At 53.3% G+C, this 21991-nt stretch carries 18 protein-coding genes; all 18 read left to right on the plus strand.

The genetic code is table 11. The features are described 5' to 3' along the window. Positions 1 to 21 precede the first annotated feature (21 nt). The 18 genes from LBR61_06510 to LBR61_06595 all read left to right on the plus strand — a co-directional run bounded on the left by LBR61_06510 (position 22) and on the right by LBR61_06595 (position 21987). On the plus strand, positions 22 to 537 hold the full coding sequence (locus tag LBR61_06510; protein ID MDR1731732.1) for a PD-(D/E)XK nuclease family transposase: 516 nt from the start codon (positions 22 to 24) through the stop codon (positions 535 to 537). 245 nt (positions 538 to 782) lie between these two features. Further along, complete coding sequence (gene ilvD / locus LBR61_06515; GenBank protein MDR1731733.1) at positions 783 to 2459, plus strand: dihydroxy-acid dehydratase; 1677 nt, start codon at positions 783 to 785, stop codon at positions 2457 to 2459. A gap of 41 nt (positions 2460 to 2500) precedes the next feature. Beyond that, positions 2501 to 3577: a DctP family TRAP transporter solute-binding subunit gene (locus tag LBR61_06520; GenBank protein MDR1731734.1), complete on the plus strand. Its 1077-nt coding sequence runs from the start codon at positions 2501 to 2503 to the stop codon at positions 3575 to 3577. 107 nt (positions 3578 to 3684) lie between these two features. Then, on the plus strand, positions 3685 to 4164 hold the full coding sequence (locus LBR61_06525) for a TRAP transporter small permease (GenBank protein ID MDR1731735.1): 480 nt from the start codon (positions 3685 to 3687) through the stop codon (positions 4162 to 4164). Beyond that, complete coding sequence (locus tag LBR61_06530) at positions 4157 to 5455, plus strand: TRAP transporter large permease (GenBank protein MDR1731736.1); 1299 nt, start codon at positions 4157 to 4159, stop codon at positions 5453 to 5455. Before LBR61_06525 ends, LBR61_06530 begins: the two co-directional genes overlap by 8 nt. A 33-nt stretch (positions 5456 to 5488) precedes the next feature. Continuing rightward, positions 5489 to 6289: a sugar phosphate isomerase/epimerase gene (locus LBR61_06535; protein MDR1731737.1), complete on the plus strand. Its 801-nt coding sequence runs from the start codon at positions 5489 to 5491 to the stop codon at positions 6287 to 6289. 249 nt (positions 6290 to 6538) lie between these two features. Next, complete coding sequence (locus LBR61_06540) at positions 6539 to 7093, plus strand: hypothetical protein (protein ID MDR1731738.1); 555 nt, start codon at positions 6539 to 6541, stop codon at positions 7091 to 7093. Positions 7094 to 7205: 112 nt separating this feature from the next. Beyond that, the gene (locus tag LBR61_06545) at positions 7206 to 9008 is read left to right on the plus strand and encodes an O-antigen ligase family protein (protein ID MDR1731739.1); all 1803 of its coding nucleotides are present in this window, start codon (positions 7206 to 7208) and stop codon (positions 9006 to 9008) included. A 51-nt stretch (positions 9009 to 9059) separates the two neighbouring features. Continuing rightward, complete coding sequence (locus LBR61_06550) at positions 9060 to 9875, plus strand: DUF3473 domain-containing protein (GenBank protein ID MDR1731740.1); 816 nt, start codon at positions 9060 to 9062, stop codon at positions 9873 to 9875. After that, complete coding sequence (locus tag LBR61_06555; protein MDR1731741.1) at positions 9865 to 10530, plus strand: class I SAM-dependent methyltransferase; 666 nt, start codon at positions 9865 to 9867, stop codon at positions 10528 to 10530. Before LBR61_06550 ends, LBR61_06555 begins: the two co-directional genes overlap by 11 nt. Beyond that, on the plus strand, positions 10527 to 11765 hold the full coding sequence (locus LBR61_06560; GenBank protein MDR1731742.1) for a glycosyltransferase: 1239 nt from the start codon (positions 10527 to 10529) through the stop codon (positions 11763 to 11765). Before LBR61_06555 ends, LBR61_06560 begins: the two co-directional genes overlap by 4 nt. 102 nt (positions 11766 to 11867) lie before the next feature. Then, positions 11868 to 13580 carry a glycosyltransferase gene (locus LBR61_06565; protein MDR1731743.1) on the plus strand — a complete coding sequence of 571 codons (1713 nt, stop codon included), beginning with the start codon at positions 11868 to 11870 and terminating at the stop codon, positions 13578 to 13580. Between the two features lie 30 nt (positions 13581 to 13610). Continuing rightward, on the plus strand, positions 13611 to 14771 hold the full coding sequence (gene glf / locus LBR61_06570) for a UDP-galactopyranose mutase (GenBank protein MDR1731744.1): 1161 nt from the start codon (positions 13611 to 13613) through the stop codon (positions 14769 to 14771). 8 nt (positions 14772 to 14779) lie between these two features. Then, a complete protein-coding gene (locus LBR61_06575; protein MDR1731745.1) occupies positions 14780 to 15523 on the plus strand; it encodes an ABC transporter ATP-binding protein in 744 nt (247 codons plus the stop codon). Continuing rightward, on the plus strand, positions 15520 to 16326 hold the full coding sequence (locus tag LBR61_06580) for an ABC transporter permease (GenBank protein ID MDR1731746.1): 807 nt from the start codon (positions 15520 to 15522) through the stop codon (positions 16324 to 16326). The genes LBR61_06575 and LBR61_06580 overlap by 4 nt, the downstream gene beginning before the upstream one ends. Before the next feature lie 87 nt (positions 16327 to 16413). Then, a complete protein-coding gene (locus LBR61_06585) occupies positions 16414 to 19500 on the plus strand; it encodes an HAD-IA family hydrolase (GenBank protein ID MDR1731747.1) in 3087 nt (1028 codons plus the stop codon). A gap of 58 nt (positions 19501 to 19558) precedes the next feature. Beyond that, the gene (locus LBR61_06590; GenBank protein MDR1731748.1) at positions 19559 to 20791 is read left to right on the plus strand and encodes a sugar transferase; all 1233 of its coding nucleotides are present in this window, start codon (positions 19559 to 19561) and stop codon (positions 20789 to 20791) included. 8 nt (positions 20792 to 20799) lie between these two features. Next, positions 20800 to 21987, plus strand: coding sequence for a glycosyltransferase family 4 protein (locus tag LBR61_06595; GenBank protein MDR1731749.1), 1188 nt, complete (start codon positions 20800 to 20802; stop codon positions 21985 to 21987). The last annotated feature ends 4 nt before the right edge of the window (positions 21988 to 21991 follow it).

The raw sequence follows: 21991 nt of genomic DNA on the forward strand, positions 1-21991 counted from the left end.
GCGTACTGGAATTCTTACAGTATCCGCAACGACAAAAGCGGGAATCGTCTTTGCGAAGATATGCGGATTGTTTATCTGGAACTGCCGAAGTTTTTGAGGCAACTGGGGCAGGAGTTTCCCGCAAACGGACTTGAGAGATGGCTGTTGTATTTCTGCAACGAGGGAGGCACGCGAATGAGTAAAGTGATGGAGGAAGATAAAATCCTGACGCTGGCGAAAGAGCTTGAGACTTCTTTTTGGGCGAATGAAGAGGAAAAAGAAATGTACTTCCGGCGTCAGCGCGCATTGATGGATGCATACAGCGCCGAGCATACATATGAATATTTATTGGCGGAAAAAGAAGCTCAGGCCGAGGCAAGAGGAGAACTCAGAGGGAAAATAGAAGGGGAAATAAAAGGAAAAATAGAGGGAAGAATAGAAGGGATAGAAGAGGGCGTGACAAGAGTCGCCCGCAATTTTCTGCGGTTAGGGGCGGATATTGATCAAATCGCGCAGGCAAGCGGTCTGTCTGCGGAAGAGATAGAAAAACTGCGTTGATTTTCTCCAACATCGTATAACGGGCGGGTTGGAGCACAAAATTTTTCACAGCGGGTCGATAAATGTCTATCGGCTCGTCTTTTGTATTCCTTTTTCACATTTCCTGACATCAGCGTCCAGCAGTCAGCAAAATCCCTGGTGCGCGGGCCATCCTCCGGAGGCGTTTTTTCCGTGGTATTATAATAAAATATTATTATTATTTTATATGCAGTTAAAATAGAATGACAAATTGAGGGAGTGACCTAATGGTGCTTCGCAGTTCCGTGAACCTGCGAGAGGCGGAAAGTGGCCTTGCGCGCGCGCTGTTCAAGGGTATGGGGTATTCGGGGGAGGAACTGAATGGCCGCCCGATGATTGGAATCGCGAATTCCTGGAGTACGCTCGTTCCGGGGCATTCAAATTTGCAGGAGCTGGCGCGTTTCGTCGAGCGGGGCATTTACAGCGCGGGGGGAACCGCCGTGGAGTTCGGCGTCATTTCCGCCTGCGACGGAATCGCTCAGGGCCATGACGGGATGAAATATATCCTGCCGTCCCGGGAGATCATCTGCAATTCCATCGAAATCGAGGCTCAGGCTCATTGTCTTGACGGACTGGTGCTGCTGGGGTCCTGCGACAAGATCGTCCCGGCGATGCTCATGGCCGCGGTCCGGCTGGATATTCCCTGCATCGTCGTGGGGGCGGGGCCCATGCTCGGCGGCAACGTTTTCGACGGGCGCAAAACGGACTCCACGTCCAACGACGAGGCGCTGGGTATGCTGAAGGCGGGGCGCATAAAGAAGGAAATGCTGGCGGAAATCGAGGACACCAGCTGCCCCGGCTGCGGAGCCTGCTCGTTTCTGGGAACGGCCAACTCCATGGGCTGCGTGACAGAAGCTCTGGGCATGTCCCTCACCGGAAGCGCTCTCGTTCCGGCGGTGTGGGCGGAGCGGCGGAGAATCGCCTTCGCCTCGGGGGCGCAGGTTTGCCGGCTGGTCGAACGGGGCCTGACCCCCAGGGCCATCGTCACTCCCGCGGCCATCCGCAACGCCATAAGGATCGTACATGCGATCAGCGCCTCCACCAACACCGTGCTGCACCTGAGCGCCGTGGCTCACGAAGCGGAAATCGACATGAACGTGGTGGACGAATTCGCGCGCCTTGGGGCGGAAACCCCTCACATCGCGAAGGTCAACCCGGCGGCGAAGTGGGACATGGAAGATTTCCATCGCGCCGGAGGCATACCGCGGGTCATGAACGAGCTGGGAGACCTGCTGGACACCTCCGTTTTGACCTGCACGGGAAAGCCCCTGGCCGAGAACCTCAAAAGTTACCAGTTCCTTTACGCTCCCAATGATGAAGTCATTAAAACGAGACAGGCGCCCTTCAGCCCCACGGGAGGAATTGCCGTGCTTCGGGGCAACCTGGCGCCGGATTCCGGAATAACGAAACCGGGCGCCTTCGCCCCGCATCTGAGGGTTTTTTCCGGCCCTGCCAAAGTTTTTGACTGCGAGGAAGACGCCAACGAAGCCATTCTTGCCGGAAAAATTCAGGACGGCGACGTGGTCGTCATCCGCTACGAGGGACCCAAGGGCGGCCCCGGCATGAGGGAAATGTACAAGGCCATGAAGTATCTCTACGGACGGGGGCTCAACGAAACCACGGCTCTCGTGACGGACGGGCGTTTTTCGGGGACGAACAACGGCTGTTTCGTGGGGCACATTTCCCCCGAGGCTGCGGAGGGCGGCCCCATCGCCCTCATCGAAAACGGGGACGTCATCAAAATCGACGTTCCGGCGGGGACGATAACTCTTGAGGTGAGCGAAGAAGAGCTTGCCCGTCGCAAAAGCCGCTGGAGCCTGCCGCCAAAGGAAATTCCCAGAGGATACCTGCGGGTGTATTCGCGCCTCGCCTCCTCGGCCAGCAGGGGCGCGGTGATTTTGTGACGGAGATTTCTAAAATTTAACTGAGGGAGGATGAAGTGGAAATGAAGGGGTTGTCAAAAGGGCAGAAAGTTTTGGTAATTGCGCTTTTGTTTACGCTGTGCGTTTTTTCGGGGAGGGCCCTGGCCGCGTATAAGGACGAGTACAAGCTGGACCTCGTCCCCAACATCCAGACGGCCTGGGGGCAGGGCGCGCAGTACTTCTGCGACCTCGTGAAGGAACGTTCCGGAGGGAAGATCAACATTCGTCCCTATTTCAGCTCGCAGCTCACCGCCGGCAAGCAGACGGCTTCGATGCTGCTTTTGAGGAACGGCGCCATCGATTTCGCGCTGCAGGGCGTTTTCAACTGGGCGCCTCAGATGCCGGAGTTCAACCTTTTCGCTCTGCCCTTCTTCATGAACACCTATGAGGAAATCGACGCCGTCAAAAACGGCAAAGCGGGAAAGATAATTCAGGACATTCTCGAAAGCAAGGGCGTGCATTTCCTCGCCTGGGGAGAGAACGGCTATCGGGCCATCACGAACAGCAAAAGAGAGATCCACGTTCCGGACGATCTCGTGGGCATGAAGGTGCGGGTGGTGGGCAGTCCGCTGATTCTGGACACCTTCAGGGCTATGGGCGCGAACCCCGTCAACATGAACTGGAACGACGTCATGTCCGCTGTGCAGCAGGGCGTTATCGACGGACAGGAAAACCCGTTCAACTATTTTTACGTGTATAAGATTCAGCAGTATCATCCCTACATTTCGGACTGGCATTACACGTGCGACGCGCTGATGTACTGCGTAAATCCGGGAGTCTGGAAGTCCTTTTCTCCCGAAGATCAGAAGCTGATCAAAGACTGCGCGGAAGAGGCCGGCAAATTTGAAATGGCCATGGCGCGGGTGGGACTGGACGACGGCTCCGCCCTGAAATACCTGGAGTCCATCGGCAAAGTTCCCGAGCTGAAGGACTATTACGGAGCCATTCAGGCCGAGGGGGCCAAAGTGGTCCGGCTCTCGGACGATGAAGTCAGACAGTTCGTCGAAAAAACCCAATCCGTCCGCGACAGTTGGAAGGACAAGATCGGAAAAGAGCTTTACGAAGCGGCGGAAGAGGATATGAAATCCGTCAGGAAATAATTTTGCCTGCACCCCGAGAGCCCACCGATTTTTGGTCGGTGGGCTTTTTCACTGTTTTTGCACTGTTTTTTATCTGTTTTACTAAAGCTCAATAAAGGATGTCGAAAATGCTGAAAAAAATTTTCAACGGGCTTTTCAATCGTTTCGAGGAAGTTTTGGGGGCGATACTGCTTTTTATCATGGTGACCATCGCGTTTCTGAACGTCATTACGCGTTATTTTTCCAACTATTCCTTTGCCTTTACCGAGGAGGTGGCCCTCAATCTTTTCGTCTGGATCACTCTTTTGGGGATTTCGATCTGCTACAAACACCGCACGCACCTGGCCATGACGTTCATCTACGACCGATGCCCCCGTAAGGTGCAGAAGGGGCTCTTTTTCCTGTCGAACCTTTTTTCCGCGGCGTTTTTCGCGCTTCTCACCTACAGGGGGGTTTTGCAGGTGTGGGACGAGTATGAGCTCAGCTCGGTGACGGAGGCCCTGCAGACGCCCACATGGCTTTACACCCTGGCTCTGCCCGTTTTTTCCGTGTTGATTATTTTCAGAATAGGCCATTCCGTGATGAAGGAGGTGAGGTCGAATGGCTGACCTTTTCAACGAGCCCGCGTTCTGGATGCTGCTTCTTTTCCTGGGACCGCTGCTGTGCAGTGTCCCGATTTCCGTTTCCCTGGGCTGCGCCGCGTGTTTTCTCCTGTGGAAATGGGATTTGGGGATCATGATGCTTTCCTACAATTTCTATGCGGGGATCTATAAATTTCCGCTTCTGGCGATTCCGTTTTTCATTCTGGCGGGGGTCATCATGGAAAAGGCGGGCATTGCCGAGCGCATCATCCGGCTCATCAACGAGCTGGTGGGTTCGGTGACGGGCGGTCTGGCCATTGCCACAGTGGCGGTCGCCACTTTCTGGGGGGCCGTGAGCGGTTCCGGACCGGCCACCGTGGCCGCGCTGGGGCTGGTTCTCATTCCCGGAATGGTCAAAGCCGGATACGACAAGGCCTTTGCCACTTCCGTGGTCTCGGTTTCCTCCGGTCTGGCCATCATCATTCCCCCCAGCATCATTTTTATCGTATATTGCGACATCATGCCCCAGGTGTCCATCGGGGCGCTGTTTGCCGCGGGGATTCTGCCGGGTATCGTCGTAGCCCTCGCTCTGATGATTGTCGTGCGCCTGCTGTCGGCCAGGGCCGGCTACAGAGGAACTCCCCGCACTCCCGGCGAGCTGGGGAGGGCCTTTCGAAACGCTTTTTGGGGGCTGGTCACCCCTCTCATTATCCTCGGGGGCATTTACGGAGGCGTGTTCACACCCACGGAAGCCGCCGCCGTGGCGGTATTTTATGGTTTGTTCATCGGGTTTTTCATCTACAGGACCCTCACGCTGAAAATCCTCCTGGATATTTTGATCAGTTCCCTGCAGGGCTCCGCGGTGGTGATGTTCGTCGTCACCTGCGCCGGCCTCTACTCCTGGGTGGGCGATACGATAGGGTTCATTCCCAAAATCGGAAATATTCTGCTCAACATCTCCGACAATCCCTGGGTCGTTCTGCTGACCATTAACGTCATGCTGTTTTTCGCCGGCATGATCCTTGAGGCCATCGCCATCATGTATGTTTTTATGCCGGTGCTGCTTCCCGTTGTGGCCCATTTCGGCTGGGACCCGCTCTGGTTCGGCGTTGTGGCCACGGTGAACATGGCCATCGGTCAGGTCACCCCGCCTGTGGCCGTCAATCTTTTCGTGGGGGCCAACATCAGCGGACTTCGGATCGAAGAAATAGCGAAACCCGCGATCCCTCAGGTGGCGGCGGTCATTGTGGCTCTCGCGCTGATTTCGCTGTTTCCCGCGATCTCCACATTCATTCCCAAAATGATGGGCATGTATTAAAAGAAAAGTATTGCAGAAGGAGGACTGACGGAAATGAAACTGGGCTGCTGCATATCGATTGGGCAATACGATGATTTGTGCGCGCTGGGTTACGACTTCGCCGAATTATCAGGTTACGAAACGGCCGGACTGTCGGAGGCGGATGTCTCGCGTCTGGCCGGTAAAATTCAGGAAAGAGGCGTTCCCTGTCTGGGGTTTAACGCCTACTGCCGGGACAACGTTCCCATGGTGGGGCCGGGATATGACCGGAAAAAGGCGCGGGAGTACGCCGCCCTCCTGGCTCGAAGAGGAAATCTGCTGGGGGCGAAAAATCTGGGGATCGGTTCGCCTCTCGCCCGGCGTCTTCCGAAGGGATACGACCTGAAAAAAGCCGACGAACAAATGAAGGAGTTCCTGACCATAACGGCGGAAGAGGCGGATAAATGGGGAATGACGGTTCTCTACGAGGCTCTGAATCCCCTCACCTGTGATTATGGAATCGGCACGCTTCACGCTTTGAACATGGTCGAAACCCTGAGCCGGGAGAATCCAAATCTGAAAAATTTAGCGATGGTCCTGGATTTTCATCACAAGGTTCTTGCGGGGGAGGCCGCGGACGACTTCGCCGGAGCGATGCCCTGGGTTCGGCACCTGCACATTAACGGCATTACGGAGGATAAACGCAAGCGTTTTCCCGAGGCGGCCGACGCCGATTTCTGCCGTCGGGCCCTGAAGGCCGCGGAGGCCCTGGGGTATGACGGAACGGTGAGCGTCGAGGCGGACCCCGGCGAAAAAAGTTTTTTGGAGGACGCGAGGCGATCGCTTGAGATACTTCGTGAAATTATCCGCTATTGAGCGTATTTTGAGAGAAAAAAAAGAAGTGAACGCAACAGTAATCCTGATGATTTGAAAAATATATCTAAAAACACTGTTGTAATCTGGATAAAGTTTAAGGTTTATTATGCTGAAAGGCGGATGACTGCTCTCCTGTCAACGCGGATAATACCAGTGATTTTTTCCTGCGAGATTGAAGGAGTGATTGAAATGAGGCAGTCTCCGAGGCGTATTTTTAATGTGCTGAGTCCTGGAGTGTTACTGGTTTTTATGGCAGGCGCGGTGTTTGCGGCAGAAACGCCGAATTATCTTCCGCCGAAGTCGGACGATTATAAGGTGGACGGGGCGATAAATCCTGTAGTGACCAATATTGTCAGTCGCCTTTCGAAAGAGCAGGACAAGGCGCTTCAGGCCGTCTATGGAGCTCTTGACGGGTCAGTGGCGCGGGACATAACGGTGGCGCAGGTGGAGTTCATGTTGCCGGAAAGCGGGGCCGTAACGATCCACTGGCTGAAAGATGAGCTTCTTTACAATTATAAGGAAAAGAAATTTGTGAGTTACGAAGCCGCGAGCTCCAAAGTCAGATCTGCCGCCGCAAATCCGGCAATCGACCTGAAAAGCGACGGCGGTAAGTACACGTTTACAAAACTCTCTCCCTTTTCGAATCCCGATGTCACGGAGCCCGCGAAAGCCGGTTATGTGAGCGTCAGAGGAGCCGTTGACAGCGGCGGAGGCGGAGGCGGAGGATGTTCAGCCTTGACTCTGGGGGCTGTGGCGTTGTTCCTGCTTCCGGCGTTTGGTTTAAACCGGCTTCGTAAGAAGTAGTTTTCTCCTCGGTTGGGGGAATATTATGCTGTTCGCAGGAGGTATAATATCCTCCACCTTCTCCATTTATACGGATACTTTCATTTGGACGCCATAAATCAGGACATTCGCCATGAATTCTCTTCTGAAACCGGAATATGATCGGTTAAAGTTTACCTCTCGCCCTTTTTCTCATTATCCGGCCTTTTTCACGGCCGCCGCTCTGGCCGCTCTTCCGGTGGCTGTCTTCAACGGACGCGGGTGGTATCCGCCCGTCGATTTTTACAAATGGACTCTTGTTTTTTTCGTTGTCGCTTATGGCGTCGGGGCTGCGGCATTTTCCTCTCTCCGTGAGACCGGCGTCCAGGTGACGCGCATGGAGCTGGCCTGGCTGGTTCTCGTTATGCTGGCGGGGCTTCAGCCTTTTTTCGTTCCTCTTCGCAGTTTGCATGAGTGGCTTCGTAATCTGTATTTTTTTGCGGCTTTGGGCGGGGCGGTCATCGTTCTGAGAAATCTTCCGATCGACGGGGTTCTGCCCGGCATACTGCGTGCCGTCGCCGCCACGGGCGGATTGTCGGTAATTTTTGGCTGTGTGCAAAATTTTCTCCCCGATCTGAGGCTTCCTTTTATTTTGGATGCCAGCGGAGCGTCGGATCGCTTTCTGGGCAATACCGTTCTGGATAATATTTTAGGGGCTTATCTGGCTCTTGCCGCTGTGGCGGGGCTGTGGCTCCTGCTTTATGGCCCCCGCGGCCGAGGTCGTTTTTGCGCCGCAATCCGGGGGTACGATTTTTTTGTTTGGGTTCTCAGCGCTGTGGGGCTTTGGAAAACCGGCAGTCGTTCGGCTTTTATCGCCTGTTTTATCGGGCTTTTTGTGCTTTGGGCGGCTTGTGGATTTGTTTTTGCAAAAAAGAATCTGAAGCTTTTGCTGACAGCGGTTCTGCTGGTGGCCTGTGTCGCTTTTGCCGCTCCCGAAGTTCTGCGGGTGGAGCGCAGGGATATGAGCAAACTGTTGAATTTGGATGGGTTTTCCGCAAAATACGAGGGCCGATGGGCTATTTGGCTCACGAGCTGGGAAATGATAAAAAACGCGCCGATGCTGGGGACAGGACTGGGGAATTTCAAGTGGAACTACCTGGACGCTCTCGCGGCTTTTCGTGAAAAGTACGATTTGGAGCCGAGGTACACCTTTTGGGCCCACAATGAATACCTTCAGTGGATCGCGGAGACGGGGATCGTCGGCGGCGCGCTGTTCTTTTCTCTTTTGTTGTATGGCGCGGGGCTTGGCCTTCGGGGTTTGAAAAGAGCCAGAAACGGTCACGACCGGGAAAAAGTATCCCTGCTGTCCTGGAGCATGGCGGCTCTGGCCGTTCTGATGGCCGATTCCTGTTTCAGCCGACCCATGCATCACGTGGACACGGCCTTTACCCTGCCTCTTGCTCTGGGGATGATTTCGCGCCTGGAGGCCTCTCCGCTCCGTTTGTCCTTTCGAAGCCGTGCGGCTGTGTCCGGGGCGATCATCGTTCTGTCTCTATCGGGAATCATATTCCTGACGCAGTCTTTTCAGGGGCGACGGTATCTGGGGAAATATTTTTACGAGCCTTTTTACCTTTCCACGCGCTCGTCCAGAGAGCGGGAAAGCCGTAAACCTCCCTTTTTGATCGAGGACGCCTTCCTCAGACTCACGGCCCGTGAAAACTACAACAGAACGCTTATTCCTCTGGAGGACGCGGAACAGAACGACCGGGACGCTCTGCGCCTTCTCAGGCGCTGTGTGGAGACGCAGCCGGCGTATGAGGAACTCAACCTTTTGATGCTGCTCTGTCAGAAGCGAGGCGACATCCGGGAAGGACGGCGTTACTTCAAATATTATCCCCCAAAAGAGAGGGAAAAATTTCTCGAAGGCCGGTTCGACGGCAAATATATGGTGAATTGACACGGTATGGATTAAATCAGGATAGTAAATCAGGATAGAAAGTGAACAAAAGTGAACTCCGAAATTCTGAATGTCTTTACGGTGGATGTGGAGGACTGGTTTTGCGTCAGAAATATGGAGGCTGTTTTCCCGCCTTCGACCTGGGACGACCGGGAACTTCGGCTGGAAGGCCCTGTAGCCTTTCTGCTGGCGCTTCTGAAAAAACATGGCGTGCGTGCGACCTTTTTCGTGCTGGGCTGGATAGCGGATCGGTGTCCGGGGCTGGTGCGGGGGATTTACGACGCCGGTCATGAAATTGGCCTGCATGGCTACGAACACAGGCGCCTTACCGCGATGACCCGCGAAACCTTCGAAACGGACCTGAGACGCGCCTTCGATGCGGTTACCCGAATCGTTCCCCGAAATGCCATCGCCGGTTATCGGGCGCCTTCGTTTTCTGTCGTGGAAAAAACCGCCTGGGCGCTTGAAAGCCTTGCCTCTTTCGGCCTGAGATACGATTCTTCCATTGTACCGTTTTCCGGACATCCGGATTATGGATGGAAAAATTGCCCGGTCGGGATTCATCGTCGGTCTGAGGGGATTTTGGAAATTCCTGTAACTCCCTGGTTGGGGGGAGGGTATTTTCGTCTCCTTCCCGGCTTTTTGAGCGGCTGGATCCTGAAGTGGGCGAATTGGCGCGGGCGTCCTGCGGTTTTTTACATTCATCCCTGGGAGCTGGATCCGGAGCAGCCCCGGATTCGACTTCCCCTCGTCAGGTATTTTCGTCATTATGTTGGGCTGAGCGGGACGAAAATGAACCTCGAACGGCTGCTGTCGTCCTTTCGTTTTGGTTCTGCGGAAGAGGTTCTGAAAGCAAATGGATTTTAGAGTCGAGTATTGGGACAGGGAGGCTTCAAAATTTGACGCCATTTACCAGGAAGACGGAAAACTTCGGGGATGGCTCAATAAACTTCTGCGCGGCGACATGGAGGGACGGTCTGTTTTCGCGATGGAACACGCGTGCCTGAACTCTCATCCCCGTGTGCTGGAGATTGGCTGCGGTACGGGAATTCACTCCAAAGGATTCCTTAAAAACGGGGCCTGTTCGGTGACCGGCGTGGATTTGTCCTCTGAGATGCTGAAAATAGCCGCTTCAAGGCTGAAAAGCTACAGAGACAGGCTCGAACTTCTGAACGGCGATTTTATGACTGTGGATTTCGGAGCTCCTTTCGACGTGGTGACGGCCATAGGCGTTTTCGATTACGTCACGGATTCTCTCTCTTTTATGAAAAAGGCGATGACTTTGACGTCGAAGCGTTTCATCGCCACATTTCCCAGGGCCGGTACGTCGCGTTCGCTTTTGAGAACCCTTCGTCTCGTTCTGAAAGGCTGTCCCGTCTATTTTTATTCGAAGGCGAAGATTGCGCGGATGGCGGAGCGGTGTGAGGCGAGAATCAGCAGGTGCGAGACTGTCGGACAGCTTTTTTGCGTGGTTTTTACCCCATCTGACGGGGCTGACCGGGACGGGCCGGTACAGGCATGAAAATTTTGCTGGTGAATAAGGCTTATTACCCTCATTCTGGGGGAGTGGAAACCGTTGTCCGTCAGATCGCCGAGGGGATGCGGCAACGGGGAAACGAGGCGACCGTGCTGTGCTTCGGAAACCGCGACTCCAGGGAGGAAATCGGCGGCGTGAAAATCTGCCGGGTCCGTCCCCTGGGGCACATTGGCAGCGCCCCAGCGGGGTTGCGTTTTATCCGTGAGTTCTTCAGGCTTTCGAAGGAGGCGGACGTGATCAACCTGCATTCTCCCAATCCCATGGGAGAGGCCGCGCTTTTGCTGGTTTCCTGTTTGCGGCCCTCGTTCCTGCGGGGCAAAAAAATAATCTGCACCTATCATGGCGATGCTCAGAGGCCAAAAGTTTTGCTTCCCTTCTATGACGCTCTGCTGCGGCGCTTTTTGGGGCGGTGTGACGGGGTCGTCGTGTCGAGTCCCCCTCTCTCCGGAAGTTCAAGAGTGCTGAAAGCGGTTGCGGAAAAAATCTCCGTCGTTCCCATCGGCGTACGAACGCGGGACTACGCGGGATATGACGAAACTGCGCTGGCCAGAGCCCGATGGCTGCTGCGAGATCTCCCCCTGCCTTCCTTCAGGGTGATGTTCGCCGGTCGAATGGTGTACTACAAGGGACTGGAAGTTTTAATGGAGGCCATGCGAAAGGTGAAATTACGGGAGGTTCGGTTCGGTAAAAACACCCTTCCGATCTGCGCGTTTCTGGTGGGATCCGGTCCGGAGGAGCGGGATATAAAACGACTCGCGGTGGAATATGCCCTTGGAGATCATGTCCTTGTTCTCCCTCATCAGCCGGAAAAGGTTTATCGGGCGCTTTTCGGGCTGGCCGACTGTTTTGTGCTTCCCTCGACTCATAAAACGGAAGCCTACGGCATCGTTCTGGCGGAGGCCATGGCTTCGGGGCTGCCGGTGGTCAGCACGGAGCTCGGAACGGGAACCTCCTGGGTCAACCTGGATGGAGAAACCGGAATTGTGGTTCCTCCCGGAGATTCCGACGCGCTTGCCGAAGCGATGATCTACCTCGCGGACCATCAAAAGGAGCGGAAGGAAATGGCGGCCGAATCTCTGGCCAGATCCCGCCGTTTTTTCGAGGAATCCGCCATGCTGGATACCTGCGAAACGCTTTTCCGAACGGATGCTTCCATGAATGTTGCTATGAATGTTTTCGGGAATGTTCCCGGCGGGGCCGGACTTCCGGAGCGCGCGTAAGGGGGTGGTTCTTTCGTGGCAGGGTCTTTCTCGCCGAATAGATTTGAGGTTCAAAAACTTTTATTCTCTTCGGAAAGAAACATGGGGACAATCCCCTGTGAGATGTATCTGCGGGGTGTTCCCCTGGGAGAAGTTCTCAGGCTTCCGCCGGGGAGCCGGGTCTGTTTCGATACGTATTTCAATTCATTTTCATTGAAAAAGTGGCTCGAATGGACAGCCCTGACCCGCCTGACCCTTGAGCTGAACCTGAAGGGGGACGTTGTCGTCGAATTGTTCGGACTGGACTGGCAAAAGGGAGAGGTTAAAAAGACGGTTCTGGCCGTTGAACCCGTCCACGCGCCGGAACGGATGGACGTGTTGCTGCCTTGCCCCCGCAACGACCATACGCTGGTGGCTTTTTCGCTCTCTTCTCACGGCGACTCCATCATTTATGGCGGGAGGTATCTGGCGGAGGTTTCGCCGGAATTTCCGCGTCCGGTCAAAATTGCCCTCGTCATATGCACATATAAAAAGGAAGAGGACGTGAAACGCAACCTTCGGCTTCTTCACGACGGCGTAAAGGAACTGTCGATTTTTGTTGTGGACAACGGACGGACTTTGGGGACTCCTCCGGAGACCTGCGGGAATCTGCGCATTTTTCACAACAGAAACACCGGAGGGGCCGGGGGGTTCACCAGAGGCCTTATGGAGGTCACCGCTTCGGACTGCGCCTGCACTCACATCCTGCTCATGGACGACGACGTTTCGATCAGTCTGAACTCGCTGGAGCGTCTGAAAAAATTTCTGAGCCTGCTGAGGGAAGATGCGGCGTCTGCCGTTGTGGGAGGGGCTATGCTCCGCAGGGACAATCCCTCCATTCAGGAGGAAAACGGAGCCTGGATCGTCGCCGACGTGAAAGAAGGCGTTCGCCAGATCCCCGGAGAGCCTTTTGCGAACCTTTCTTCACGGGAAGCGGTCGTAAAAAACGAAACGGTGAAATCTGCCCAGAAAAACGGAAAACGTTACCAGCCCTGGTATTTTTGCTGTTTTCCCGCTTCCGCGGCGGGGCCCGAAAATCTGCCTCTGCCCCTGTTCCTCCGCGGAGACGATGTGGAGTACAGTTTACGCAACTTCAATAAATTTATCAATATGAATGGGCTCTGCGTCTGGCATGATTCCTTTGAGAAAAAAACGAGCAACATGCTGCATTATTTTATAAATCGCAACCTTTGTATCATTATGGTTTTTTCTCTGGGGCTGCCCGGAAAAAACGTTCTGCGTCGGGTGCGGATCAACCTGCGCAACCAGCTGTACCGGTACAACTACAACGCGGCGGAGGCGATACTGGATGGTTTTTCCGATTTTCTGGGAGGGCCGCGCCGCCTGGCGGAAATGTCGCCGGAGTCCGTTCTGGAGCGGCAGTCCGCCCGAAACGAGGCCATGATTCCCCGGGTCGAATCCTGTTCTTCGCCCGACGAGCAAAAAGAAACGGTTGGAGTTCTGAGGCAATTTCTCTTTCGAGGACTCTTCAGGCTGACGGTGGGCGGACATTGGCTGCCCTCGATATTTTTCGCTCCGGAGGGTGTTCTCTCAACCTCCGCGCCTTACGACCCGTACCGCTGTTTTCTGAAAAAAAGTCTTCGCATCGTTGATTTTCAGGAAGGAAAAGAGCTGCGCAGAAACATAAACCGGATCCGGTGTCTGCGCATCGTCGTCCGGTGGTTTCTGCTGCGCCTTTGTCTGGCATTTCGCTGGAGAAAACTGCGTCAGGAATGGGCTGAACAGGGAATGCGTCTCATGACGAGGGAATTTTGGAAACAATATCTCAATTTATAAACAGCATCTCAATTTATAGCGGGAGTGGTGATGGTGGATTTTTCCGGACTGAAAAATTTGGTGGTGGGGGCCGGGTTCTGGGGGGCGGTTATCGCGGAACGCCTGGCGTCGCAGCTGAATGAGAAAGTTGTGGTTATCGATAAAAACAGACATCCCGGCGGCGCCTCCTGGTCTGAAATCGACCCGGAAACAGGGATAGAATGTCACCTGTACGGCTCGCACATTTTCCACACCAGTCTGGAACGCGTCTGGGATTACGTTTCAAAGTTCACCTCCTTTACGAACTACAGGCACAGGGTTCTGACGACTTATCGAGACAGGGTTTATCCGCTTCCTGTGGGATTGGGGCTGATCAACGCCTTTTACGGGCTCAATCTGAAGCCCTGCGAAGTTCCGGATTTCATTCGTCGGGAGACCCGGGGGGAGAAAGGTCCGGACGACGCCGCAAACCTGGAGGAAAAGGCCATTTCTCTCGTCGGTCGTCCTCTCTACGAGGCGTTCATTCGGGGCTACACGAAGAAGCAATGGGGAAGGGACCCGAAGGATCTGCCTGCTGAAATTATCTCGCGGCTTCCGGTGCGAACCACCTGGAATTTGGACTATTTCGACGCGATTTATCAGGGCGTTCCGGCGGAAGGGTATGGAAAATTCTTCGAACGCCTGCTTTCCAACCCAAGGATCGACTTTTTCCCCGGCGTGGATTTTTATGACATTGATTGTAAAATTCCCGAAGACTGCACGGTTTTCTTCAGCGGAGCCATCGACCGTTTTTTCGATTACAGATACGGCAGTCTGGAATGGCGAAGCCTTTGTTTCGAATTTCGGACGGAGCCCGTTTCGGATTTTCAGGGGACTTCCGTTATGAACTACGCGGACGAAGCGATCCCCTGGACTCGCGTTCACGAGTTCAAACATTTTCATCCCGAACGCGAGACGAAAGAGGGCGTAACGCGGCTCTGCACCGAATATCCGAGCATCTGGAGAGGCGAAAAGGACAGCCCGTACTATCCCGTCAACGACAGACGTAACGGCGAACTTTTTCAGAAATACGCGAAAGCCGCCTCTCGACTGAAAAACGTGGTCCCTGGTGGTCGTTTGGGTTCTTACCGATATTGCGACATGGACCGAACCGTTGACGACGCGCTTGCGGCCTTTGAAAAGCACGTCGCATCCCGGCGTGAACGCTTCTGAGTACAACGATGTCCAGCATTCGTCTGACAAACGTCTTTCTGGATTTTCCGATTGATGTGCATCGGGGATCGGTGAGACGGCATCTTATCGATAAACTGAAAATAAAAAAACATGATTTTTCTCAGGAAAACTATTTCCGGGCTCTTGACGGCATCAATCTGCAAATCCGCGAAGGAGAGCGTCTGGGGCTCATCGGGCTGAACGGCGCGGGAAAAACGACGCTCCTGAAGGTCATCGCCGGCATCTATTTTCCCACCGGAGGAGAAATTTCCGTCGAAGGCCGGGTCGACAGTTTTTTGAACCCCTCCGCAGGGATTCGCAGCGATGCCACAGGGTACGAAAATATCGTCAACCAGCTTTTATACAAGGGGTGCTCGGTGAAGACGATAAAGGCTCTTCTTCCTGAAATTATAGAGTTCTCTGAACTGGAGGATTTTATCCACGTTCCAATACAGAAGTATTCCGCCGGGATGCTGGCGCGTCTGAATTTTTCTGTGACGACGTCGGTTGAGCCGGACATTCTGATTTTGGATGAATGGCTGAGCGCCGGAGATTTCGAGTTTCTTCGGAAGGCTCAGGAGAGGATGCGGCGTATCGCGAGCCAGTCCAAAATTTTGGTTCTGGCGTCCCATGACATGAATCTGATTCGTTCTGTTTGCAGTACGGCGGCAGTTCTGCGGGACGGGCGAATTGTGAGCGGCTCTTCTCCGGATGAGGCCGTGGATTTTTATATGGAGGGACAGGCCGGATGATATTTCGAATCGACGGGGCGGACTGGAAGGGGGCGCTCATGGATTTTCGCGAGACGCTGATGCTTCTGCCCGGGGCGTTTTTGCTGGCCTGGCGGGATGTCTTTCTCCGTTACCGGGGGTCGCTGCTGGGGCCTTTTTGGTATACGGTTTCGACGTTTCTGCAAATTCAGTTCCTGGGTTACCTCTATCCTGTGATCTTCAGCGTGAGGGACGCGGTGTATATGCGATGGCTGTCCATGGGGCTCATCTGCTGGCAGTTCCTTTCTCCGGCGCTGATGGGGTCGGAGGGTGTTTTTACCTCCGCCCGGGGCATTTACACGGAGCGCCGGATGCCCTACTCCTTTTTTTGTGTGAAATATATGATTTTGCAGGTGTTGGTTTTTCTCCATCAGCTTCCGGTGGTTTTGTACTGCATTTGGCGCTTCGATATCGTCCTTCGTCCCTGCCATCTTCTTTCGTTCTTTTTGGGGCTGGTCCTGGTGACGATGATCCTGTTTTTTCTCAGCTTCATTCTGGGGCTTTTATGCCTGCGCTTTTACGATATTCCACAGCTTCTGAGCCTGCTTCTGTACATTGCCTTTATGCTCACGCCTGTTTTCTGGATGCCGCAAATGGCCGCTTCCCGTGAGGCGCTTATCCGGTATAACCCCTTCTGTTACCTTCTGGACGTCATGCGCAGTCCGCTCATGGGCGCAGACACGGAGCCCGCTTCCTGGGCGGTGGCGCTGGCCGCGCTTTTTCTGTCCGCTTTGGTCGCTTTCATATTATTCGCAAGATGTCGTAAACGCATCGCGTTTTATTGATTTTCTGTAAACAAAATATACAGGTATGGAAAGGCTGCAGCTATGAAAAAAGCAGATATGAGTCATGTTGAGGAGAAATTGCGCGAAGTGCGCGACGACCCGCCTTTGCTTTCTGTGATCGTTTCTGTTTGTGCGGAGGGAAAATCTCTTTCGAGGTGCATCGAAAGCATACAGGAACAGTCTTACGCCGCTTTGGAAATTATCCTTGTCCCTGAGGGAGCGGAGGTAAAGGAGGAACTTATTCGGGAGTACGCTCAGGAAGATTCACGTATTAAAATCCTGCCCAAAGAAAAAAATAAGGGTTTGTTCAAGGCCCGGCTTGCCGGCGCCGGAGCCGCCGCAGGACGGTACATCGCGTTTGTGGACGGAGACGACTGGTTATCGGTCGATTATTTCCGGAGACTCATGGAAAACGCTTTGATTTCAGAGGCGGATATTATCCTCTCCGATCTCGCAATCGAAAAAAAAGATGGACAGGTCTGTTATTACAACCTGGACAATTTTCGTCTTTTGGACCTTAATCTTGAAGGAGAGCAGGTTCTGGAGTCTTTTATGAATCAGAGGGGATTCTTTTGGGGCTGGTATGCGGTTTGTGGCAGAATCTATAAAAAGGCTCTGTGGGATCGCTGCCGGAGCGAGTGGAGAACCCTTGAGACAATTAAACTGAATTATGGTGAAGATATTGCCTTTTCCGGTGTTTTATGGCGAAAAGCCCAACGAGTGACCAGCGCGCACCATATTTATTATTTTTTTGGACGTCGGGAACAAAGGATACAGCAGGACAAAGAGTGCCTGGAAATTGCTCAAAATTTGGCCGACGTTTTTGCGTTTTTTCGGCAGGGGCTGAAATCGGATGGAAAATTGGATGGACTCGCCGGGAGATTCGAGGAGCAGTTTCAGAATTTCAGAAAACTGTATCTCAAAAGATTTTTTCAATATTACAACCTCACGGAAGGGAAAAAGTGGAAAAAATCCCTCAAACGTATTTTGGGTGTCGAAAAGATTGAAGCCCCTGAGGAAAAGGAGATTTTTCTGGAAAAATTCCAGACGAATTTATTTCCCCACTTTACGTATTTTGAAGATATAAAACAGGCGATTCTCTCTGGCAAATACAGGCACATCGGTTTTGATGTGTTCGATACGCTGATCGTCAGACCTTTTTTCTTCCCGTCAGACCTCTTCTGTTTACTGAACCAGCCCTTCAATGACCTGATGAAAACGGAAGGCTGCATCGATTTTGCCCTGATGCGCAGAACGGCTGAACAGGATTGCCGCGTCTTTTACGCCGGCAGGCGAAAAAACTTTGAAGACGTTACCCTGGATGAGATCTATGAATATATTCATCTTGAATATTGCATTCCTCGAGAAATCGCCGAGCAGATGAAGGCGCAGGAAATCGAACTTGAACTTCGCTTCTGCAGCGCCCGAAAAACCGGCATGGAACTGTTCAAACTGGCTCAGTACTGCGGCAGGGAGATCATTCTGATTTCCGACATGTATCTGCCGACGGACGTGATCAACGCTGTTTTACACAAAAATGGCTATGAGGGTTACACGTTGTTTTTGTCCAATGAAGCGGGTTGTACCAAACAGACCGGAACGCTGTATCACCATGTTTTGGAAACATTGGATATTGAAAAATTTTGCTTTATCGGCGACAACTATTTCAGCGACGTGACGCAGGCTGAAAAATACGGAATAAAGGCTTTTCATATTCCGAAAACTATAGATATTTTAAAAAACGACAACTCTTATTTTTATTCAGGAAATTATTTTTCAAAAATGTTTATGCCCAATGGAAGTATGGTCGACGGCGAGGGCGCGTTTTGGCTTTATCCCGGTCTTCGATGTATGCTGGCCGTGGCCGCCAATATTCTTTATGATTTTCCCTTCGTTTCTTATGACAGGGAAACGGATTTCAACTGCGACCCCAGGATCATCGGCGCTTTCCCCCTGGGAATGTTCTTTTGGGCCATTGCCCTGTGGCTGGCGGAGGAAACCGCTCAAAAACAGATTCCGCAAATTCATTTTGTCGCACGGGACGGCTTTTACATCAGGCAGGCGTTCGACCTGCTGGCGCGGTATATTCCGGGGGCGCCGAAGTCCAATTACCTTTACGCCTCCAGAAAAGCGCTGACGCCTTTATTCATACGTGAACCCGCCAATTTGTTCGAAGTTTTTCATGAATCGCAGATAAAACATCAGTCTCCTCGAAAGATCGTCAAAGGGCTGGAAGCGGTTATTTCCGAGGAGAGCCGCGATCGCGCCGAGGAAATCTGCAGGAGAGCAAAAATCCCGTATTCAAAGCCCTTTGGGACGGCGGGATGTTTTTACGAGTTTGTTCCTCTTTTTGAAAAGTATTTTTATGACGCCGAAAAAGTGAAAAATTACAGGCGGGAAATGCGGGAGTATTTTTCCGGGATCATCCAGAAAGGAGACGTTCTCTTTGACATTGGGTACAGTGCCCGGACGGAATTTGTGCTGAGCAGTCTTTTGGGCTGGCCGATCAATTCTTATTACCTTCATGCACATGAAGAAATATTTTTCGAACGTCAAAAAAAGGGTAATTTTCATATTCACACTTTTTTGAACTACAAGCCTGTGTCCGCCTTTATCGTACGGGAACATCTCTTTTTGCCCCCGCAGCCCTCCTGCGTCGGATACGACCTGCCGGCAGGGGAGCCGGTGTTTGACGAATGGAAAGCGGATTATCCCGCGGACTTCATCGATGGCGTCATTCATGATTCAGCCATGAAATTTGTCTCCGAATACGCCAGTACCTTTGGAGCGGTCCTGTCGCGTCTGCCGATGCGGCATATGGACGCGAGTCTGCCGATGGAGTATTTTTTACACTTTGTCAATCCTAATGATAAGAAAATTTTTGCCTGTTTTCACCTGGAAGACGACTTTGGTATGGGGGAAAATTTCAACATTGAAAGCTATTGGCATGAAGAAGCCTCGCATTATCGCCTGGTTCATGACCCGGCTCCCGAATCTTTTCATCGGCCGGTTCATGATTCGATCCCCGGTTCTTCCCGTAATCTCCCTTATAGCGGATCAATTTACAGAGATGGCGTCCTGGTTGCGGCTTTCAACAAAATTAACCGATGGTTCCCTTACGGAACCCGCAGAAGAGAGTGGATTAAAAAGGCGGCCCGCATTTTATTTGTGTAATCATGCCAGTTTGAAGTAAAAGGCCTGACAATCGTGCTGTGGTTAGGAGTCGTACAATTTGAATAACAGGTTGTTTAAAGATACGCAAAGCCGATGGAGTCAACGTTTATGGGATGCGGGGGGCATTCTGTTCATTTTTCTGGCGGGATCCTCCCTTTGCTGGCACACGCCGTATTTCTGGATTTCCGGTCTGGGGAGACTTCCGGTCCTCCCGGACAGATGGTGTTTTCTGGCACTGCTGGCCGGCGCCTATGGAACGGCCCTGATCCTCACCCGGCGCGTCGCGGCCACTCCGCTGTGCAGCCGGATTCCCGGAGTTTTTTTAGGGGTGTGTTCCGGCTTTCTTGTTTTTTCAGCGCTGATCTTTGTCATGCGTTTATATTATTCGCGTTCGTTCTGGCTGTTCGCCTTCGGAGTTTCCTTCGTGTGGCTCTATATCGGTCAACGGCTGTTTTTTTCGGCTGCTCAGATCCGTTACGGATTTACGCCGGGTTCTCAGATTCAGGAGCTGAAAAAGGAGTGGAGGGACAATTTTCTGGAAATTGCCTCGCCGAACGCCTCCGAGCTCTTCGACGTCCTCGTTATTTCTCCGTACCAGGAAAAACGCCTGTCGCCGGAATGGACGCGGTACATCACCGACATGATGATTCAGGGGGTGCCCATGGCCCACCCTGGAGCGGTCTACGAATTTTTTTCGGGGCGTCTGCCCCTTCGGTACATGGTGGAAGGGCCCGGCGTGGTAATTCGCGCCCCCGGAAACTACCTGCGTTTTAAACGCCTGTTCGACTGGATTTTGCTCCTGCTGCTGGGTTTTCCCGCTCTGATCGTCATGGGGCTGGCGGCGCTGGGAGCTCTCTGCTGCTCCGGCCGTCCGGTTTTTTTCGTGCAGGAGCGCATTGGCCGGAATGGCGCTCCCTTTCGCATGGTGAAGTTCAGAAGCATGACCGAATCCGGAGAGGTCACGGCAATTGGACGATTTCTCAGAAAATATCATATTGACGAACTGCCTCAGCTGTGGAACGTTTTGCTGGGGGAAATGAGTTTTATCGGGCCGAGGCCTGAGACGCCGGAACTGACGCATCGTTATACGGAAGAAATTCCGTTTTATCCGTACCGTTACTCCGTTTTGCCGGGCCTTACCGGTTGGGCGCAGGTTCATTGCGGTTACGCCTCCGCCGTCGGCGAGAACAGGGTTAAATTGAGCTATGACCTGTATTATGTCAAACACGCCTCTTTTTTGCTGGACCTGCTGATCGTCCTGAAAACCATAAAAACGATACTGGCGGGGTGAGAGATGAAATGAAAGGAAATTCAGTCTGTTTAGTGAACGGCCGGTCCCTGATGCCGCCTCTGTCCGGCGTGGGGCGGGCGACCTTCGAGCTGTGCAGGCGAATCTTCCGCCCCGGTGACGACTGGACGCCGCTGTATTATTATGGCTGGTATACCCGTAACCTGCTGGACCTGGAATCGACGGGGAGCGTGGAGAAAAAATTCAAAAGTCGGGCGCTGAAAACGGCGCTTTCCGTGGTACGCTCGAACGACCTGCTGAAACGGGCGGCCCGGGGAATGCTGGAGGTCTGCGCCGGACTTGGGAGCCCGAAAGACGGCAGTCCTCGGCTGTACTGGGAACCGAACCACGTGATTCTCCAACATCTGGAGGCGAGATTTCGGCTGCTCACTTTGCATGACCTTTCCTGTCTGCGGCATCCGGAATGGCACCCCCGGGAGCGGCTGGATTTTTTCAACTCGCGTTTTTTGCCCGGCATTCAAAGGGCGGATGGAATTGTCACCGTCTCCGAGGCCATTCGGCGCGAAGTGATGAATACGCTGAAGCTGCCAGAAGACCGGGTGATCTGCGTCCACAACGGAGTGGACCGCGAACGTTTTCGCCCTCTGCCCGGGGATGAACTGGAGCGGTTCCGGCTGGAGAGGGGTTTGAGAGAAGGATTTGTCCTGTGCGTAGGGTCGCTGGAGCCGAGAAAAAACCTGACGAACCTTTTGGATGGGTGGCTGAGTCTGCCGAAGCGGCTCCGGAGCGGTTACAGGCTCCTGTTGATCGGAAACGCGGGCTGGTCGAACGAAGACGTGATGAAAAAAATACGCGAGAATGGAGATTCGATTCTTCTGCGCTCTGACGTGCCCGCGGAGGATCTGCCTCGTTACTACAACCTGGCGGAATTTTTTGTCTGCGTTTCGCTGTACGAAGGATTTAGTTTGCCGCCTCTGGAGGCGCTGGCCTGCGGGACTCCCGTACTGGCTTCCGACATCGCCGTTCATCGGGAAATACTGAGAGATGGAGCGGTGTACGTGAATCCCGGCAGCGCTGCAAAAATTGCGGAAGCCCTCGAAGTCTTTCTGACCGCGCCTCCGGACAGGGGGACGGCGAGGAAAAAGGGGGTCGAACGAGCTGGGAACTTCACCTGGGAAGCGGCGGCCCTGCAATATCGCTCGATTATGAAAAATTTTTTGGAAGAAAGCGGGATATAAAAAT

The sequence above is a fragment of the Synergistaceae bacterium genome (genome assembly GCA_031272035.1).
Classification (GTDB): Bacteria; Synergistota; Synergistia; order Synergistales; family Aminobacteriaceae; genus JAISSA01.

Coding starts and splice junctions, on each gene's coding strand:
- ilvD (MDR1731733.1), top strand. CDS start 783: ATGGTGCTTCGCAGTTCCGTGAACCTGCGAGAGGCGGAAAGTGGCCTT.
- LBR61_06520 (MDR1731734.1), top strand. CDS start 2,501: ATGAAGGGGTTGTCAAAAGGGCAGAAAGTTTTGGTAATTGCGCTTTTG.
- LBR61_06525 (MDR1731735.1), top strand. CDS start 3,685: ATGCTGAAAAAAATTTTCAACGGGCTTTTCAATCGTTTCGAGGAAGTT.
- LBR61_06530 (MDR1731736.1), top strand. CDS start 4,157: ATGGCTGACCTTTTCAACGAGCCCGCGTTCTGGATGCTGCTTCTTTTC.
- LBR61_06535 (MDR1731737.1), top strand. CDS start 5,489: ATGAAACTGGGCTGCTGCATATCGATTGGGCAATACGATGATTTGTGC.
- LBR61_06540 (MDR1731738.1), top strand. CDS start 6,539: ATGGCAGGCGCGGTGTTTGCGGCAGAAACGCCGAATTATCTTCCGCCG.
- LBR61_06545 (MDR1731739.1), top strand. CDS start 7,206: ATGAATTCTCTTCTGAAACCGGAATATGATCGGTTAAAGTTTACCTCT.
- LBR61_06555 (MDR1731741.1), top strand. CDS start 9,865: ATGGATTTTAGAGTCGAGTATTGGGACAGGGAGGCTTCAAAATTTGAC.
- LBR61_06560 (MDR1731742.1), top strand. CDS start 10,527: ATGAAAATTTTGCTGGTGAATAAGGCTTATTACCCTCATTCTGGGGGA.
- LBR61_06565 (MDR1731743.1), top strand. CDS start 11,868: ATGTATCTGCGGGGTGTTCCCCTGGGAGAAGTTCTCAGGCTTCCGCCG.
- glf (MDR1731744.1), top strand. CDS start 13,611: ATGGTGGATTTTTCCGGACTGAAAAATTTGGTGGTGGGGGCCGGGTTC.
- LBR61_06575 (MDR1731745.1), top strand. CDS start 14,780: ATGTCCAGCATTCGTCTGACAAACGTCTTTCTGGATTTTCCGATTGAT.
- LBR61_06580 (MDR1731746.1), top strand. CDS start 15,520: ATGATATTTCGAATCGACGGGGCGGACTGGAAGGGGGCGCTCATGGAT.
- LBR61_06595 (MDR1731749.1), top strand. CDS start 20,800: ATGAAAGGAAATTCAGTCTGTTTAGTGAACGGCCGGTCCCTGATGCCG.